General features: G+C 69.9%; 16 protein-coding genes. 4 read left to right on the top strand and 12 right to left on the bottom strand.

The features are described from left to right. Positions 1-4: 4 nt before the first annotated feature. The 3 genes from purT to QM634_RS03120 all read right to left on the bottom strand — a co-directional run bounded on the left by purT (position 5) and on the right by QM634_RS03120 (position 4,358). Positions 5-1,432: a formate-dependent phosphoribosylglycinamide formyltransferase gene (purT, locus tag QM634_RS03130; protein ID WP_415041317.1), complete on the bottom strand. Its 1,428-nt coding sequence runs from the start codon at positions 1,430-1,432 to the stop codon at positions 5-7. A 65-nt stretch (positions 1,433-1,497) separates the two neighbouring features. Further along, positions 1,498-3,036, bottom strand: a complete 1,539-nt coding sequence (locus QM634_RS03125; protein ID WP_415041316.1) for an adenylate/guanylate cyclase domain-containing protein — start codon at positions 3,034-3,036, stop codon at positions 1,498-1,500. 35 nt (positions 3,037-3,071) lie between these two features. Beyond that, entirely contained in the window at positions 3,072-4,358 is a 1,287-nt protein-coding gene (locus QM634_RS03120) for an adenylosuccinate synthase (protein WP_415041315.1), read from the bottom strand. 73 nt (positions 4,359-4,431) lie between these two features. Here QM634_RS03120 and QM634_RS03115 point away from each other — a divergent pair, with 73 nt between their 5' ends. Beyond that, on the top strand, positions 4,432-5,085 hold the full coding sequence (locus tag QM634_RS03115) for a hypothetical protein (protein ID WP_415041314.1): 654 nt from the start codon (positions 4,432-4,434) through the stop codon (positions 5,083-5,085). Here QM634_RS03115 and QM634_RS03110 read toward each other — a convergent pair. Both QM634_RS03110 and QM634_RS03105 read right to left on the bottom strand, forming a co-directional pair. Beyond that, positions 5,075-5,974, bottom strand: a complete 900-nt coding sequence (locus QM634_RS03110) for a cation diffusion facilitator family transporter (protein ID WP_415041313.1) — start codon at positions 5,972-5,974, stop codon at positions 5,075-5,077. The two genes, QM634_RS03115 and QM634_RS03110, sit on opposite strands and share 11 nt — an antisense overlap. 42 nt (positions 5,975-6,016) lie before the next feature. After that, positions 6,017-7,129, bottom strand: coding sequence for an FUSC family protein (locus tag QM634_RS03105; RefSeq protein WP_415041342.1), 1,113 nt, complete (start codon positions 7,127-7,129; stop codon positions 6,017-6,019). Positions 7,130-7,253: 124 nt separating this feature from the next. Here QM634_RS03105 and QM634_RS03100 point away from each other — a divergent pair, with 124 nt between their 5' ends. Beyond that, positions 7,254-8,024, top strand: a complete 771-nt coding sequence (locus QM634_RS03100; RefSeq protein ID WP_415041312.1) for an ABC transporter permease — start codon at positions 7,254-7,256, stop codon at positions 8,022-8,024. On the opposite strand, the gene QM634_RS03095 is transcribed toward QM634_RS03100, so the two are convergent. Beyond that, positions 8,021-8,470, bottom strand: coding sequence for a DUF3151 domain-containing protein (locus tag QM634_RS03095; RefSeq protein ID WP_415041311.1), 450 nt, complete (start codon positions 8,468-8,470; stop codon positions 8,021-8,023). The two genes, QM634_RS03100 and QM634_RS03095, sit on opposite strands and share 4 nt — an antisense overlap. A 129-nt stretch (positions 8,471-8,599) precedes the next feature. Here QM634_RS03095 and QM634_RS03090 point away from each other — a divergent pair, with 129 nt between their 5' ends. Further along, on the top strand, positions 8,600-10,123 hold the full coding sequence (locus tag QM634_RS03090) for a hypothetical protein (protein ID WP_415041310.1): 1,524 nt from the start codon (positions 8,600-8,602) through the stop codon (positions 10,121-10,123). A 61-nt stretch (positions 10,124-10,184) separates the two neighbouring features. Here the strand turns inward: QM634_RS03090 and fbaA are convergent, their stop codons facing one another. Then, positions 10,185-11,225 carry a class II fructose-bisphosphate aldolase gene (fbaA, locus tag QM634_RS03085; protein ID WP_415041309.1) on the bottom strand — a complete coding sequence of 347 codons (1,041 nt, stop codon included), beginning with the start codon at positions 11,223-11,225 and terminating at the stop codon, positions 10,185-10,187. A 155-nt stretch (positions 11,226-11,380) separates the two neighbouring features. On the opposite strand from fbaA, the gene QM634_RS03080 reads away from it, so the two are divergent. Then, positions 11,381-12,073, top strand: coding sequence for a DedA family protein (locus QM634_RS03080; RefSeq protein WP_415041308.1), 693 nt, complete (start codon positions 11,381-11,383; stop codon positions 12,071-12,073). Here the strand turns inward: QM634_RS03080 and QM634_RS03075 are convergent. The 5 genes from QM634_RS03075 to pyrE form a co-directional block, all read right to left on the bottom strand. Continuing rightward, positions 12,070-12,690: a TetR/AcrR family transcriptional regulator gene (locus QM634_RS03075; RefSeq protein ID WP_415041307.1), complete on the bottom strand. Its 621-nt coding sequence runs from the start codon at positions 12,688-12,690 to the stop codon at positions 12,070-12,072. The genes QM634_RS03080 and QM634_RS03075 overlap by 4 nt on opposite strands. A gap of 22 nt (positions 12,691-12,712) precedes the next feature. Next, positions 12,713-13,948 (bottom strand): hypothetical protein, encoded by a 1,236-nt coding sequence (locus QM634_RS03070; protein ID WP_415041306.1) that lies wholly within the window; start codon positions 13,946-13,948, stop codon positions 12,713-12,715. A 3-nt stretch (positions 13,949-13,951) separates the two neighbouring features. Further along, positions 13,952-15,493, bottom strand: a complete 1,542-nt coding sequence (locus QM634_RS03065; RefSeq protein ID WP_415041305.1) for an FAD-dependent oxidoreductase — start codon at positions 15,491-15,493, stop codon at positions 13,952-13,954. An 84-nt stretch (positions 15,494-15,577) separates the two neighbouring features. Further along, the gene (locus QM634_RS03060) at positions 15,578-16,249 is read right to left on the bottom strand and encodes a TrmH family RNA methyltransferase (RefSeq protein ID WP_415041304.1); all 672 of its coding nucleotides are present in this window, start codon (positions 16,247-16,249) and stop codon (positions 15,578-15,580) included. Between the two features lie 7 nt (positions 16,250-16,256). After that, entirely contained in the window at positions 16,257-16,796 is a 540-nt protein-coding gene (gene pyrE / locus QM634_RS03055; RefSeq protein ID WP_415041303.1) for an orotate phosphoribosyltransferase, read from the bottom strand. Positions 16,797-16,920 lie beyond the last annotated feature (124 nt).

The following is a 16,920-nucleotide window of genomic DNA, read 5'->3' as shown; positions in this document are numbered from 1 at the left end:
AGGGCTACTCGGGTTTGGCCGCGGACTTCGCCGCGGAGGTGGCGGGCTTGGCGGTCTTCTTGGCCGCCGTCCGCTTCGCGGCCGTGCTCTTCGCCGCACCCTTGGTCGCCGTGCTCTTGGCGGCGGTCCGCTTGGCCGCCGTGCGCTTCGCGGCGGTCTTCTTCGCCGCCGGTCGCTTGGCCGCCCCGGTCGACACGACGCGCACCTGCGCGGCGGCCTCACCGGCGCGACGACGGGCCTCCTCGATGTCGTCGGCGGTGGCCGTCACGACGCCCAGTCGACGGCGATTGGTCGACTCGGGCTTGCCGAACAGCCACACGCTGGTCTCCGGGACGCTCAACGCGCCGGCGACGTTCTCGAAACCGATGGCCGGCTCGTCGCGGTCGCCGTAGATGACCGCCGAGGCACCGGGCGAGGCCAGCGTGACCTCGACGGGCAGCCCCAGGATGGCGCGGGCGTGCAGCTCGAACTCGCTGAGGCGCTGGCTGGCGAGGGTCACCAGGCCGGTGTCGTGCGGGCGGGGGCTGACCTCGGAGAAGTACACGTCGTCGCCCTTGACGAACAATTCGACGCCGAAGATGCCGAGCCCGCCGTTCACGTCGTCCCCGGCGAGGGCGCCGGTGATGCGCGCGGCGATCGACGTCGCCGACGCCATCGCGAAGGATTCCATCGGCTGCGGCTGCCAGCTCTCGACGTAGTCGCCGTCGACCTGCCGGTGCCCGATCGGGGCGCAGAACTGCGTCACCACGCCACCGGTGTGCGGATCCAGGGAGCGGACGGTCAGCAGCGTCACCTCGTAGTCGAAGTCGACGAAGCCCTCGACGATGACCCGCGTGTTGGCCACGCGCGCCTTGGTCGTCGCGGTCTCCCACGCCTTGTCCACGTCCTCCGGACCGGACAGGATGGTCTGGCCCTTGCCCGACGAGGACATGATCGGCTTGACCACGCAGGGGAACCCGATGCTCTCGGTCGCCTCGCGCAGCTCCTCGGCCGAGTCGGCGAACAGGTACGGCGGCACCGGGATGCCGAGGTCCTCGTCGGCCAACCGGCGGACGCGCTCGCGGTTCAGGGTGGCGGTGACGCCGAAGGCCGACGGCACCACCTTCGCGACGCCGCGGGCCTCGATGTCGCCGAGGGCCTCGGTGGCGATGGCCTCGATCTCGGGCACCACGAAGTCCGGCTTGTACTTCTCGATCACGGCGGTGACGGCCTTGGCGTCGGTCATGTCGACGACCTCGGCGTGGTGCGCGACCTGGTGCCCCGGAGCGTCGGCATAACGGTCGACGGCGATCACCTCGACGCCGAACCGCTGGAAGGCGATGGTGACCTCTTTGCCCAGTTCACCGGCACCGAGGATCAAGACCTTGACGGCGGCATCGGTCAACGGGGTACCCAGCACAGCGGGCACCGCGGCGCGCGAATCGCTACTCATGCCGAGAATCCTAACGTGCGCCGGATCACGCCGGGACGCCGATCTCCGGGTTCGGGTCGACGTGTCTAGACGCGAGCCGCGCAGACGACGGTCTGCTCGGTGCGCCCGCGCAGCACCTCGGCCGCCAGGGTCTCCCAATGCGCCCCCTCGGCGGGGTCGGCGGCCTTCACCGCGACCTCCGATGCGAGGGGCCGCCGAGGGTCCCGCTTGGCCAATTCGGAGAGACGGGCACTCTCGTTCACCGGGTCGCCGATGACGGTGTACTCGAACCGCTCGATCGCCCCGACGTTCCCCGCGACCGCGGGCCCGTAGCCGACGCCGATCCCCGCCGAGAGTTCGGGCACCTGCTCGGGGAGGGCCTCGGCGATCGCACGGGCCGTCGCCAGTGCGGCACCGGCGGGATCGGGCACCTCCAACGGTGCCCCGAAGATCGCCAGCACCGCGTCGCCCTCGAACTTGTTGACCAGCCCCCGGTGCGCCTCGACCGCCGCGACGATCACCGCGAAGAACCGGTTCAGAATGGCCACGGTCTCGGTCGGGGTGCGCGTGGCGGCCAGCGTCGTCGAACCGATCACGTCGATGAACATGGTCGCGACGGTCTGCTCACTGCCGCCGAGTTCGGGGTCGGCCCGCAGCGCCGCGGCGGCGACGTCCTGCCCCACGTGCCGGCCGAACAGATCGCGGATGCGCTCGCGCTCGCGCAGGCCGTGGACCATCGTGTTGAAGCCCAACTGGAGGTCGCCGAGCTCGGAGCCGTCGTAGACGACGATGTCGACGTCGGTGTCGCCGGCACGCACGCGCCGCATACCGTCCTGCACCGATCGGACCGGTCCGACGACACTCATGTTGGACAGCACCGTCAGCAGCAGGCCGGTGAAGAGTGCGACGCCGCCGATCATCCACACCGCGACCACCATGTCGTGCTTGCCCATGTTGTCGAAGAGCAGGGTGAACAGACCGACCAACAGAATCCCGATGATCGGAATGCCCGAACCCACCAGCCACGCGGAGATCGCCCGACCGCGCAGCCGGCGACGCCCGCCGGTGAACCCGGCCTCGATCAGCTCGGCCTCGGCGGGCCGCAGGATGAATTCGACGAACAGCGCCGAGATACCCATGACGACCGTCCCACTGAACCAGAGGACGAACAGGACCTTCGGGATGAGCTGGGCGTCGACGACGCCGTAGGCGACGGTGAAGCCGATGGTGGCGCCGATCCAGAGCAACCCCTGGATCGCGGTGAGGCGGCGCGGGGCGCGGCGGGTGTTCTTGGCGTCCTGGGCGGTCGGCTTCTCGCCGCGAATCGCCCAGCGCAGGTCGCGCACGGTGAAGTAGGTCCCCGTGACGACCCCGAAGGCGAGTGCGAACACGATGTAGATCGGCGCGGCGACGAAGTTCAGCCACACGGTGTCGGACCGGAAGATGGACGGTACCGGGATGCCCACGGTCAGCAGGACGATCGCCACCGCGATCCCGATGACGTTGGCGATGACGATCGCGGAGGTCAGCAGCGTCTGGGTGCGGATCCGCTTGACCAGCTGACTGTCGCCGGCGGATCCCAGGAACACCGACCCGTAGTCACGCGCGGTGGAGGCGAACGGCATCGCCGCGTCTCCTTCCGTCGGTGGCGGTCAGCGCGTCAGGCGATTTCGCGCCGGACGATGGTCTCGTCGCGGCCCGGCCCCACACCGATGCACGAGATGTGCGCGCCGGACAGCTCTTCGAGTCGTAGCACGTACCGCTGGGCGTTCGCGGGCAGTTCGTCGAAGCTCCGCGCCGCCGAGATGTCCTCCCACCAGCCGGGCATCGTCTCGTAGACGGGCTTGGCCAGGTGGAAATCGGACTGGGTCATCGGCATCTCGTCGAAGCGCTTGCCGTTCACCTCGTAGGCCACGCAGATCGGCACCTCGTCGAGTCCGGACAGGACGTCGAGCTTGGTGAGGAAGTAGTCGGTGATCCCGTTGACGCGGGTCGCGTAGCGCGCGATGACCGCGTCGAACCAGCCGCAGCGGCGGGCCCGCCCGGTGGTCACGCCGACCTCGCCGCCGGTCTTGGCCAGGTACTCGCCGGACTCGTCGAACAGCTCCGTCGGGAAGGGGCCCGAACCGACGCGCGTCGTGTAGGCCTTGAGGATGCCCAGGACCGTCGAGATGCGGCCCGGTCCGATGCCCGAGCCGACGGACGCGCCGCCGGCGGTCGGGTTGGACGAGGTCACGTATGGGTAGGTGCCGTGGTCGACGTCGAGCAGCGTGCCCTGCGAGCCCTCCAGCAGCACCGTCTCGTCCCGCTCGAGCGCCTGGTTGAGCAGCAGCCGGGTGTCGGCGATGCGGCCCTTGAACCCCTCGGCCAGGCCCAGCACCTCGTCGGTGATGGCCTCGGGCTCGAGCGCCTTGCGGTTGTAGATCTTGGTGAGGATCTGGTTCTTGATCTCCAGCGCCGCCTCGACCTTCTCGCCCAGCAGCTTCTCGTCGAGCACGTCGGCCGCACGGACGCCGACGCGGGCGATCTTGTCCTGGTAGCAGGGGCCGATGCCGCGACCGGTGGTGCCGATCTTGGCGTTGCCCAGGAAGCGCTCGGTCACCTTGTCGATGGCCACGTGGTACGGCATGAGCAGGTGGGCGTCGGCGGAGACCAGCAGGTTCGACGTGTCGACGCCGCGCTCCTCGAGACCGGCGAGCTCGCTCAGCAGGACACTCGGGTCGACGACGACGCCGTTGCCGATGACGTTCTTCACGCCCGGCGTCAGGATCCCCGACGGGATGAGGTGCAGCGCGAAGGTCTCGCCGCTGGGCAGGACGACGGTGTGTCCGGCGTTGTTGCCGCCCTGGTAGCGGACGACCCACTGCAGCTTGCCGCCCAGCAAGTCGGTCGCTTTCCCCTTGCCCTCGTCGCCCCACTGGGCGCCGATCAGCACGATCGCAGGCATGCAGAAGACTCCTTGTTCGCCAGACAATCCCGCCCAACCCTACTTGGTTTGCGCCACAGCTACGCTATTCGCCGTGACCGCCGCCGTTCTGACGCCGCCCGATTTGGCCGATTGGAGCCTGCTGTCGCTGCGCGCCGCGGTGAAACCGGTCGTCGACGACGCGCTCGCCGACACCGGTATCGACCGCCTGATCGTGCAGGCCGAGGGCCCGCGCGCCGACGCCTTCCTGGGTGCCGTCGTCGCACGGCTGATGACGCTCGAGCGACTCGACGTGGAGGTCGCGTACGTGACCGACGGCCCCACCGTCGCGACCGGCGTCTACCGATTGCCCACCGGTCCGGCCGCCGCCGAACTGGCGCGGACCGGCCTCGCCCGGGAATTCCCGTTGATCCGCGATGACGCCGCCTCGGTCCTGGTCGGCCGGGCCCGGCACGTCGGCGCCGACGGCGGGCCACTGTCGGGTGAGTGCTATCTGGACGACCTGCGCCTGTTCGACGGCGAGGTCGCGGCCGTGGAGATCGAGCCGTTGCCCCACCTGCCGGGTCTGCGCGGGCGTGTGCCCCGGCGGGTGATCGGGCGCCGCTGGACCAGCGGACGCGCGGTGCAGACCGGCGGCCCAGCGGTCTTCGTCGAACGCGAAGGTGTCCTCACGCCGCGGGCGGCGCCGCGGTCGACGTTCTACCCGCACCACGTGCCGTGGCGATTGGTCGTGCCGACTACCAGCTGAGCTCGCGACAGCCCTCGTGTCCCGATTCGACCTGGACGGTCGCGTGCTCGAGACCGTGGGCGGCCAACACGTCCTGGGCGGCGGCCAGCACGGGCGCGCCCGGTTGGGTGCTGGTGACGTGGACGGTGGCCACGTCCATGCCGGTGGTGAGCGTCCATACGTGCAGGTCGTGCACGTCGACGACGCCGGGGATCGCCGCGAGCTGGTTCTCGACGGCCTGCACGTCGACGTGCTTGGGAGCCTGCTGGTTGAGGATGCGCAGGGCGTCGGCCGCGAGGCGCACCGCGCGCGGCACGACCCACAGCGCGATGAGCACGGCCACGACGATGTCGGCGTAGCCCGAGCCGGTGACCATCGCGACGATGCCGGCGATGAGGACGCCGATACTGCCGAGCGCATCGGCGAGTACCTCCAGGTAGGCCCCGCGCACCGCGATCGACTCCTTGGCATCGGCCCGCAGCAGTCCCATGACGATGAGGTTCACCACCAGGCCGATCAGGGCGACGATGATCAGCGGGCCGCCGGGCACGTGCGGATCCTTGCCGAAGCGCGCGATCGCCTCGTAGAGGACGTAGGCGCCGACGGCCAGGAGCAGCACCGCGTTCACGACGGCGCTGAACACCTCGGCGCGGTGCCAGCCGAAGGAACGGCTGGCGGTCGCCGAGCCGTGCCGGGCCAGCAGCAGGGCCGACAGGCCCATCAGCAGGGCGACCAGGTCGGTGGCCATGTGCCCGGCGTCGGCGATCAGCGCCAACGACTTGGTGCTCAAGCCGACGACCACCTCGACGACCAGGAAGCCGCCGATGAGCACCGCGGACAACGCCAGCGGCCAGATCCGCCGGTTGCCGGCCGTCGCATCGACGTGCGCGTGGTCGTGTGAGTGCCCCATGCGGCAAACATATGCGCCGCCATGCATATCTGCAAGCGGTGGTCAGCTCCCGCGGTGCAGCTGCGCGACGGCGGTCGTGCGGGAGAGGCCGGCGATCATCATCATGTCGACCAGCTGGGAGCGGATCTGGGCCAGCGTGGACGCGGCCGTCACATCCTCGGCGGCGACGAGTTCGGGACGCGCCTGGCGCACGATGCCGCGCAACACGCGGGCCGCATCGGCCGCGTCGGGCGCTCCGGTGGGCGGCGCCAACATGAAGGCGCGGAGAATCTCGTAGCCGTCGGCGAGCTGGGCGATCAGCTCGACCACCGGTTCGGGTACCGGTTCGCCGCGCGTGGCCATCCCGTCGATGCGCCGGGTGAGCACCTGCAGGTTCCGCACGGCCGCGTCGATCGGCTCGGCGGTCGCGGCGATGCGCGCGATCCGGGCCCGCGAGCCCCAGTAGAGCGGGGACATCACGCTGACCTCCCGACCGGCGCGCATATCGGTGCGCATCTCGTCGAGGTTGCCGCGGAGCCCGCTGATCTGACGGTGGACGTCGCTGATCGCCCCGGCGTCGTCGGCGCGGATCGCCGCGGCGAGGCGGGCGCACGCGTCGCGCTCGGTGGCGAGGATTCGAGCCGCGTCGAGGCGGGCGCGGTGGGCCGGGTTGGTCGGCAGGATCACCACGATGAGGATGCCCACGATGCCACCGATCAGCGCGTCGACGGCGCGCGTGAACCCGGCGCCGGTGACCGGCAGCGCGACGACCAGCACGGCCGAGGAGGCCGCCTGCATCGGGATGATCGGGCCGTTGTCGACGAACACGGCCAGGGACATCGCGATGAGCACGGCAACGGCGATCTGCCATGCTCCGGACCCGAATTGGCGCACCAGGAAGTCGCCGATGAGGACGCCGATGGTGACCCCGGCGACCAGCTCGGCCGACCGGCGCCACCGCTTGGACAGCGACAGCCCCAACGAGATGATGGCGGCGATCGGCGCGAAGAACGGCGAGTGGTGGGAGAACACCTCGGTCGCGATCCACCAGGCGGCGGCCGCGGCGACCGCACACTGAAGGATCGGGACGGCGGAGTTCAGCAGGCGGCGGATCCGGCGCTGCACCGGCGGCGGGAAGCGGCGCAGGGCGCGGCTGCCCGGCTCCCGGGCGCGCATCCACTGCTCCCCCACCGCCTGCGCGGGATGCGGTCGCTCCGCCCGGTTCCGTGGCCTCACCGGCTAAAGGTTAAGCGACCGGCTCCCCTGGCTCCCGGATACCCGCAACTGACAAGATGGGGCGGTGGACCACCTCGGCGACACGATCATCCGGATCGGGCCCGCGCTCGTCATCGTGATGGTGGTGCTCGCGGGGGTCGCGGTGGCGGTGAACGTCGCCGCGTCGAGCGGGCACGGTCGCGAGACCGTCATCGCCGTGATCCGCGCGGTCGTGCAGCTCAGTGCACTGGCCGCGATCCTCGCCGTGGTGATCCGGAACCTCGGGCTCTCGATCCTGTTCGCCGCCGTCATGGCCGTGGCGGCCGCGGCCACCTCGGCCAGCCGCCTCACCGGCGGCCATCTGCGGAAGTCGACCTCTCCCCTGCGCACCGTCGCCCTCTGCCTGCTGCCGGTGGCGCTGCCGACGGCCGTGATCATGGCCGCCGTCGTCGCCGCCGGGGTGGTGCCCGCCTCCGGCATCGCCATCATCCCCACCGCCGGGATCATGTTCAGCAGCGCCATGACGGCGACCTCGCTGGCCGGCAAGCACTCCCACGACGAGCTCGCCCACCGCTACGGCGAGGTCGAGGCGGCGCTGTCCCTCGGGTTCCTGCCGCGCGACGCCCGGCTGGCGTTGATCAAGCCCGCAGCCGCGACCGCCCTGATCCCGGGAATCGACCAGACGCGCTCGGTGGGCCTGGTCGGCATTCCGGGCGCCTTCGTCGGCATGGTCCTGGGCGGAGCGTCGACGACGGCGGCGGCGATCATGCAGCTGTTCGTGCTGATCGCCCTGCTCGCCGTCAGCGCCATCGCGGTGCTGGTGACCACCGAGATGGTCAGTCGCGAGTTGCTCTAGACGAGCCCGACCTCCGCGGCGGCGCGCGGGTCGCAGTCGCCCAGCAGGTCCAGGCAGCGGAGGTACTCGTCCTCCTCGCCGATGATCTTCGCGGCGCGCGCCAATGCTCCGACGCAGCGCAGGAAGCCCTGGTTCTGCTGGTGCTCCCACGGCACCGGCCCGTAGCCCTTCCAGCCGTGGCCGCGCAACTGGTCCAGGCCGCGGTGGTAGCCGGTGCGGGCGTAGGCGTAGGCCTCGACGGCCGCCGCCGGCGCCTCGTCCGCCGCGGCCGACCCGTTGACGCGGTCCAGCGCGGCCTCGGCGAGGTAGGCCCAGGCGATCGAGGCGGTGGGCGAACCGGCGGCCACGGCGGCCGGGGCGGCACCGTTCAACAGCTCGGACTCGGCTTCATCGTCGCCGGTGAGTAACGTGGGCGGGGGGCCCAGCAGGTCTCCGAAGGAAGTCACCACCCAATTCAACCACTTCGGGTCGGTGTGATCACCTCCGCCAACAGGCATACCGGGTGTGTCTTACCCGGCGGTTTTCGCTAATGTGTGAGCGCTAGCGATCTATGGACAAAAGGCAGGGCGCGGCAGATGGCGCAGTCAGACGAAACCCCGAACACCGGCGAGAACACCGCTGAGGATTCCGGCACCCCGGAGACTTCCACGGCGGGCAAGGGCCGCGCCAAGAAGGCGGCCAAGCCCAAGCCGCGCGGCGGTGGCGGTGTCGACGCGGCCACCCGCATCATCGACCGCGACAACCTCCCCCAGGCCGCCGACCTGCCCGAGCTCGACGACATCGACGCGGTGGCGAAGGACGAGCCCGCCGACGCCGCCGACGTGCCGAAGGCCGACGAGGCCGATCTCGACGCCGCGGCACAGGCCGAGGCCGCCGAGAACCTGACGGCCGCCGACGAGGGCGATGTCGCCGACCAGGCCGAGAAGGCCGAGGATTCGGCCGCCGAGGGACAGGCCGACGAGGACGCTGCCGACGAGGCAGCCGAGTCGGCCGCGGCCGCCGACACCGAGGACGGCGTCGACGAGGACGCCGCCGGCAATGCCGACGAGGGCGAGGCCACCGAGGCCGACTCGTCGATCAGCGCCGAGGCCGCGGTGGGCGCCACGCTCGCCGCCGCGACCGGTGCCGTGGCAGCCAAGCTCGCCGGCGGCAAGAAGTCCGACGACAAGGACGAGGCCGCCGAGACCGAGGCGGATTCCGCCGACGAGCCGGAGAAGACCGAAACCGAGGCGCCGGCCGCCGAGAAGACTGAGTCCGAGGAGGGCGAGGCCACCGAGGCCGTCGCCGCCGCGGAGACGCACAATGTCGAGAAGTCGAAGGCCGCCGAGGCCGAGGCCGAGGAAGAGCCCGAGGCCAAGGTGAAGAAGTCCGCCAAGGGGCGGGTCACCAAGGCCAAGGCGAAGGCAGCCGAGGTGCAGGAGAAGGCCGAAACCGAGACCGCCAAGGTCGAGGAAGAGGTCAAGGAGACCGCCGCCAAGGTCGAAACGGACACCAAGGAAGCCGCGGCGGCCGTCGAGGAGAAGACCGAGAAGGTCGCCGACAAGGTCGAGGATGAGGCCAAGGCGGCTGCCGCCAAGGTCGAGGAGAAGACCAAAGAGGTCGAGGGCAAGTGGAAGTCGGCGGATGAGAAGGCCGCCGAGCCGACCACGATCCCGAAGACGACGGTCGACAAGCCCAAGCGCAGCCGCAAGCCCCTGGCCATCGCCGCCGCGGTGATCCTGCTGGCCGCCGCGGCCGCCGGCGGGTTCTTCTTCCTCCGCAAGCCGGCCCAGGCCGACGTCGCCGCGGACACCGCCAGCAAGTACGTGGCCGCGATGAACAGCGGCGATCTGGAGACGCTGCGGTCGGTGACCTGCGGCGACACCAACAAGTACTACAAGGACATCGACGACGCCGAGTACGCCAAGCTCTTCCAGGCCCAGCAGTCGCGCAACGAGCTGGTGAACATCAGCAGCGTCCGCGCGGCCAAGGTCGTCAGCGGCGACCAGGCCGTCGTCGAGGTGGACACCTTCCGCACGGCCAAGCCGGGCGAGGTCACGCCGACGGCGATCAACCTGCGCAAGGTCGACGGCACCTGGAAGGTCTGCACCCCCAAGTAGCCGGACCCGGACATGAAAGAAGCCCCGCCGATCGGCGGGGCTTCTTTCGCAGTCGGGGTCGTCAGGCCTTGGCGCTGATCGACTTGCCCGACGACTTGAGGTCGTTGCAGGCCTCGACGACGCGCTCGGCCATCGAGGTCTCGGCCTTCTTCAGGTAGCTGCGCGGGTCGTAGGTCTTCTTGTCGCCGACCTCGCCGTCGACCTTCAGCACACCGTCGTAGTTGCTGAACATGTGCCCGGCGACGGGACGGGTGAAGGCGTACTGGGTGTCGGTGTCGACGTTCATCTTCACCACGCCGTAGCTCAGCGCCTCCTCGATCTCACTCTTGAGCGAGCCGGAGCCGCCGTGGAAGACGAAGTCGAACGGCTTCGAACCGGCCTTGAGGCCGAGCTTGGCGATGGCGGCCTGCTGGCCGTCGTTCAGCACCGACGGCTTGAGCTTGACGTTGCCCGGCTTGTAGACGCCGTGGACGTTGCCGAAGGTGGCGGCGAGCAGGTACTTGCCCTTCTCACCGACGCCCAGCGCGTCGACCGTCTTCTCGAAGTCCTCGACCGAGGTGTACAGCTTCTCGTTGATCTCGTTCTCGACGCCGTCCTCCTCGCCGCCGACGACGCCGATCTCGACCTCGAGGATGATGTTGGCCGCCTGGGTGGCCGCCAGCAGCTCCTGGGCGATCTCGAGGTTCTCGTCGATCGGGATGGCCGAGCCGTCCCACATGTGCGACTGGAACAGCGGGTTCTGACCGGCCTCGACGCGCTTGCGGGAGATCTCGATGAGCGGCCGCACGAAGCCGTCGAGCTTGTCCTTCGGGCAGTGGTCGGTGTGCAGCGCGATGGTGACGTCGTACTTGTCGGCGACCACGTGCGCGAACTCGGCGAGCGCGACGGCGCCGGTCACCATGTCCTTCACGCCCAGGCCCGAGCCGAACTCGGCGCCACCGGTGGAGAACTGGATGATGCCGTCCGAGCCGGCATCGGCGAATCCCTTGATGGCGGCGTTGATGGTCTCCGACGAGGTGCAGTTGATGGCCGGGAAGGCGTACCCGCCGTCCTTCGCCTTCTGGAGCATCTCGGCGTACTGCTGCGGAGTCGCAATGGGCATGGAACGGTCCTCCAACCGAAGTTTCGGGCACTCGCGCGACGCGAGTGTCAATGAGCAGCTACCAGTATGGCAAGCCGCCCCGGGCGCCATGCCGCCACCTGGGAATCGGACACCCTCAGCGGGTTCTCAGTACCCCGCCGGTACCCTGATGGCCTGTGAACACCTTGTCGTTGGCCACCACCGCCACCAGCGAAGTCGTCGCCCTGCCCGGCATCCTCGATCCGTTCAACCTGATCGGCTGGTTCGGCACCTTCGCCTTCATCGGCCTGCTGCTGGTGATCTTCATCGAATCCGGCGTCCTGTTCCCGGTGCTGCCGGGCGACTCCCTGCTGTTCGTCGCCGGCATGCTCGCCGCCGGCAAGGCCGGCGAACACGCGGCGCAGGTCGACAAGGCGCACTTCAACATCTGGCTGCTGCTCATCGGCATCCCGATCGCCGCCATCCTCGGCGGACAGGTCGGTTATTGGATCGGCCGGTTCATCGGCGTGGAGATGTTCAAGCCCGACGCCCGCTTCCTCAAGCAGCGCTACCTCGACGAGGCCCACGAGTTCTTCGAGAAGCGCGGACCGGTCACCATCTTCCTGGCCCGTTTCGTCCCGATCGTGCGCACCCTCGCGCCGATCGTGGCCGGCTCGGCACGGATGCCGTTCGCCAAGTTCACCGCCTACAACGTGGTCGGCGCCATCGTGTGGGGATGCGGCATCACGCTGCTCGGCTACTGGCTGGGCCAGTTCGAGACGATCCAGAAGCTGATCGAGCCGATCTTCATCGCGATCGTGCTGGTCTCGGTGCTGCCGATCGTCTTCGAGTGGTGGCGCCGGCGTCGCAACGCCACCGCCGCTTCCTAGCCGCCGGTCGAGCCGGCGGCCCGCGCGAGCGCCGGTGGACACACCCACGTCCGGATGTAGTCGCGCAGCTCGTCGTCCGAGCGCGGCGGGCTCGCCGGGTAGAGCAGGAAACTCAGCCAGACCCGCATGACCAGCTCGGCCAGCCCGGTTAGCGCAGCGTCGTCGAAGCCCTCGGCCGCCCAGTCCACATCGAGCCGCCGAAGCATCTGGGCTCCCAGCGCGACCGCCCCCGGCGTCGTCGCCTCACGGGTGAAGAAGTCCGTCTTGCCGGTGCGCACCATCAACCCGATCGCGGGTTCCTCCGGCAGTGCGTGCAGGCACCAGATGATGGTCTCGGTGACCGCGTCGGAAGCGGTGTGGACGTGGCCGAGCTCGACGCGCATCCGGTCCAGGAAGTCGTCGACGCCGGCCTCGGCGACGGCCACGAGCATGTCGTCGACGGAGGCGAAGTAGCGGTACACCGTCTGCCGGGTCACCCCGAGCTCGCCCGCGACGTCGGCCAGCCGCGTCTTCTCCGCACCGAACCGCTCGACGCAGGTGGCCGCGGCGGCCAGGATCCGGGCACGGGCCTCGTCGGAATCCTGGGGCAGGTCACCCTGCCAGCCGCGCGTCCTCATGGCGCCATGCTCCCACAGGCCGCTAGCGCGACGCAGCACTCACCGGCGACGGTTCGACGGCACTCGACCGACCCCGCGCGAGTGCCACCCCCAGCACCACGGTCGCCACGATGAAGCAGACGACGACGTAGGGCAGGTTGCCGATCGGGGTGTCGTCGGCGGTGATCCCGTCCTTCGCCACGAAGAACGCCGGCAGCGCGGTGATCCACAGCCCGAGGTGGACGAGGAGGAACAGCGGTCCGAAGACCACCAGGAACGGGCGGGCCGAGCGGGCGGCGGCGACCGCTGCCGCCGGTTCGCGGCGCAGGTGCTGCCATTGCGTGTAGAGCGCGTAGCCGGCGAGGATCCACACGATGCAGAACTCGGTGACGTAGACGATGTGCTGCGCGGTCAGGTTGGCGTGCTCGTCGCGGCCGAAGATCCCGGTGGGGATGGAGAGCAGCGGAAGGCTGACGACGGCGAGCACGCCGGTCACCAGGGTGCGCCAGACCCACGACAACCCGCGCGGGCGATGGCCGGCGACCGTCGGGTTGTAGACCAGCCGGACCGCGAGGAACACCAACACGGCGAATGACACCGTCGCGAACAGCCACACGCTGCCCCACGGCACCGATGCGAGGGTGGGCACCGCGGCCGGGTTGCCGAGTTTGTCGGCGTGGACCCCCTGCGCCTGCATCTGCGCGATGGTGTCGGAGTAGAACGGGGCGTCGACGTTCCACGCCCACCACTTCAGCTGGGGTCCGAGTTGGTCGAAGATCTCGTAGAACGCCTGGAACACCACGGCCATGACCACCGAGCCCTTCACCGCCGAGCGCGTCGTCCCGTCGAAGAAGCCCCACGACCGCACGATCTCGTAGGCGAGCTGGCTCAGCGCCGGGTAGATCGCGACGATGTAGAGCGGCAGCCGGTCGTACATCAGGTTCACCGTGAACACGTTGTGGGAGAACATGAAGCCCATCGCCTCTTGGGCGTGGAACCACTCCGGGAAATACAGCGGCGGCTCGATGACGAACAGATAGACCAGCGAGGCCACCCAGATCGTCAGATTCGTCGGGTCGCCGTCGCGGCGCCACCGGCGGATCGCGTGCAGCAGGGCCAGGACCGCGCCGAGGATGATGGTGATCTCCAGGACCGGCAACGTCCAGTTGGCCAGATCGGCCGGGTTGCGGACGGTGATGACGGGATTGGCGTTCGCGCAGTCGAAGCCGAGGTAGCGCGTGATGATCGACGGGACGTCGCCCGCGGTGCAGACAGCCATTTCTCAGGCTCCCTTCGTCATGGCCCCGGGCTTGGTGCCCTTGGGGAGTGGTTGTACTCGACCGCCCGGATGCGGGACGCCGTCGCGCCAGATGTCCGACGGTGGGTCGGCGCGGCTGTCGAAGCCGAGCGGCAGCCGGTTCTTTCCGAAGGCCCGCTTCACCGCGAACCATGCGAGGCCGGCGACGACGCGCGGGTTCTTGACGAAGGTGGTCACCGACTCGTCGAGGTTGAAGACCCGCGAGAAGTGTTCCTCGACCACCGGGTCCTCGCGGGTGGTCGCCGAGATGTGGTGGAACGCCGGCCAGCTCGCGCGGTAGGCGAGCTTCTGCCGCCACCGCGGCGCGATCTCGGTGCCCTCGGCATTCGCGTAACCCTGGTCGCGGGCCAGGGCCAGCGTCCAGATGTCGTCGAGCAGCCGACACTGGTCGGTGAGGTAGTCGATGACGAAGGGGGTGTCGACGGCGGTGGCGTCGGCGAGCTTGTCCTTGAGCAGCAGTGCGGACTTGGCCGCCGAGCTCATCCCCTGCCCGTAGAACGGGTTGAACCCGCAGATCGCATCGCCGACGTAGACCAGCCCCGCGGGCGGGTTCGGCAGTCGGTCGTAGCGGCGCCGCTTGTTGCCGGTGGACTTTGTCACGAACACCTTGGAGATCGGCTCGCACAGGTCGACCGCACGACCGAAGCCCGGCGCACGCACCTTGTGCACCGAGTCGAGGAACTCGTCCTCCTTGCGCGGCATCGGGTGCCCCCAGGACCCCAGGGTCACCAGCACGCGGTCGCCCTCGATCGGGAAGATCTGGCAGAGGAAGTCGTGCTCGGGTGGGTGGTCGCCGGGTTCGACGGTGGGCATGACCGACATGTGGGCCCACCACCAGCTCTCCGGGAGGTCGGCCGGCTTCTGGAACCACTGAGAGGTGTAGGTGACGCCCGCGTCGAGCGACTGGACGGGGACCTCGGGCCACCCGGCCTTGTGCAGCCAGTCCGAGACCGCAGACCCGCGCCCCAGGGTGTCGACGACGAAGTCGGCGTCGAGGAGTCGGCGGTCGGGCCCTTCCTCGCCGCCGGCGATCCACACGCCCCTCACCCGCCCACCGGCCCCGGCGTCGCCGTCGATCTGCAGTCCCATCACGCTGACGCCCTCGACGACGCGGATGTTGGGTACCTCGGCGAGCTTGGCGCGCAGCGTGCGCTCGATCAGCAGGCGGGAGGCGTAGACCATCGTCATCGAGCCCTCTTGCCGCGGAATCCAGCCCGACCCCTCGCAGTGGGCGGCGGCCAACGACGGCATCAGGTGCAGCGCCCCGGCGTCGATGAGGGCCTCCTCGTAGCCCGGGAAGATCTGCTCGATCGACCGACGGCCGGAGTTGAGCAGGAAATGCGGGTGCTTGCTCTGTGGCACGCCGCGCCGGTGCTGTGCGTCGGCCGGGATCTCGTCGCGTTCGAGCACGACCACCTCGTCGAAGTGCGGCGCCACCGCACCCGCCGCGCACATGCCGGCCATGCTGCCGCCCAGGACCACTGCCCGCTTGCCAAGGTTGCCCATCGAATCCCCGCTATACGTCATACATTTTTCGAATGATGTATGACGCTAGGGTGTGAGCGCCGTCACGTCAAGGTGCGCGTTCGGCTACCAGGCGTCGTCGAGGTCGGCGTGCTGGCCGATCCAGACGTGCATGGCGATCCCGGCCGCGACGCCGGCGTTGATCGACCGGGTCGAGCCGAACTGGGCGATGGAGACCGTCAGGTCCGCCTGCGACTGCGCGTCGTCGCTCACCCCCGGGCCCTCCTGGCCGAAGAGCAGCACGCAGTCCCGCGGCAGCTCGGTCCGCTCGATGCGCCGGGCGCCCGGGGTGTTGTCGACCGCGACGACGGCCAGGCCCCGTGCCCGCGCCCAGGCGATCAGGTCCGCGACCGTCTCGTGGTGCTCGAGGTGCTGGTAGCGGTCGGTGACCATGGCGCCGCGCCGGTTCCAGCGGCGTCGCCCGACGATGTGCACGGCGGCCGCGGCAAAGGCGTTCGCGGTGCGCACGACGGTGCCGATGTTGGCGTCGTGGGAGAAGTTCTCGATCGCCACGTGGAACGGATGCCGACGACGGTCGATGTCGTCGACGATGGCCTCGCGGGTCCAATAGCGGTAGGCGTCGACGACGTTGCGCGCATCGCCCTCGGCGAGCAGTTGGGGGTCATACCGCGGATCGTCGGGCGGTTCACCGGGCCACGGGCCCACCCCGACGACGGGGGTCGACCGGTTCTGCCACTCGGTGGGGCCGGTCGCATCGTCGGGCGGGTTCTCCGACACGGGTTTCTCAGGCGAGGCCGAGGTCGCCCAGGCCGAGCAGCGAGCGGTACGGAACACCCAGCTTGCCGATGACCTCGTCCGCACCGGTCGCGCGATCGACGACGGTCGCCACCCCGACCACGGTGGCGCCCGCTTCGCGCACGGCCTCGACCGCCGCGCTCGGCGACGCCCCGGTCGTCGAGGTGTCCTCGACGACGAGCACGTGGCGCCCGGCGATGTCCGGACCCTCGATCCGGCGCTGCATGCCGTGCCGCTTGGCCTCCTTGCGGACGACGAAGGCGTCGACGGGGCTCCCGTCGGCGTGCATGATCGACGTCGCGACCGGGTCGGCGCCCAGGGTCAGTCCGCCGACGGCCGCGTACTCCCAGTCCGCGGTCATCTCGCGCATCAGCTTGCCGATCAACCGACTCGCCTCGTGATGCAGCGTCGCGCGGCGCAGGTCGACGTAGTAGTCGGCTTCCTTGCCCGACGACAGCGTCACCTTTCCGTGGACGACCGCCAGCTCGCGCACCAGGGTGGCGAGGCGGTCGCGGTCGGCGGCGCTCACTGCTGGTCGTCGCCGGGGCGCAGCGGCGAGCGGCTCGGACGCGGCTGCCAACCGGGGGCGGGCGCACCGCCGGCGGGCTCGGCGTGCCACGGGTTGTGGTACTCGGGAGCGGACTCGGTCGGGG

This window comes from Gordonia sp. (in: high G+C Gram-positive bacteria), assembly GCF_047606305.1.
Taxonomy (GTDB): domain Bacteria; phylum Actinomycetota; class Actinomycetes; order Mycobacteriales; family Mycobacteriaceae; genus Gordonia.
Note: the sequence above shows the minus strand (reverse complement) of the source record. Positions and strands in the feature narration are given on the sequence as shown.

Excerpts from the sequence above, each read along its gene's own strand:
- purT (WP_415041317.1), bottom strand. The coding sequence starts at position 1,432 with ATGAGTAGCGATTCGCGCGCCGCGGTGCCCGCTGTGCTGGGTACCCCG.
- QM634_RS03125 (WP_415041316.1), bottom strand. The coding sequence starts at position 3,036 with ATGCCGTTCGCCTCCACCGCGCGTGACTACGGGTCGGTGTTCCTGGGA.
- QM634_RS03120 (WP_415041315.1), bottom strand. The coding sequence starts at position 4,358 with ATGCCTGCGATCGTGCTGATCGGCGCCCAGTGGGGCGACGAGGGCAAG.
- QM634_RS03110 (WP_415041313.1), bottom strand. The coding sequence starts at position 5,974 with ATGGGGCACTCACACGACCACGCGCACGTCGATGCGACGGCCGGCAAC.
- QM634_RS03105 (WP_415041342.1), bottom strand. The coding sequence starts at position 7,129 with ATGCGCGCCCGGGAGCCGGGCAGCCGCGCCCTGCGCCGCTTCCCGCCG.
- QM634_RS03090 (WP_415041310.1), top strand. The coding sequence starts at position 8,600 with ATGGCGCAGTCAGACGAAACCCCGAACACCGGCGAGAACACCGCTGAG.
- fbaA (WP_415041309.1), bottom strand. The coding sequence starts at position 11,225 with ATGCCCATTGCGACTCCGCAGCAGTACGCCGAGATGCTCCAGAAGGCG.
- QM634_RS03075 (WP_415041307.1), bottom strand. The coding sequence starts at position 12,690 with ATGAGGACGCGCGGCTGGCAGGGTGACCTGCCCCAGGATTCCGACGAG.
- QM634_RS03070 (WP_415041306.1), bottom strand. The coding sequence starts at position 13,948 with ATGGCTGTCTGCACCGCGGGCGACGTCCCGTCGATCATCACGCGCTAC.
- QM634_RS03065 (WP_415041305.1), bottom strand. The coding sequence starts at position 15,493 with ATGGGCAACCTTGGCAAGCGGGCAGTGGTCCTGGGCGGCAGCATGGCC.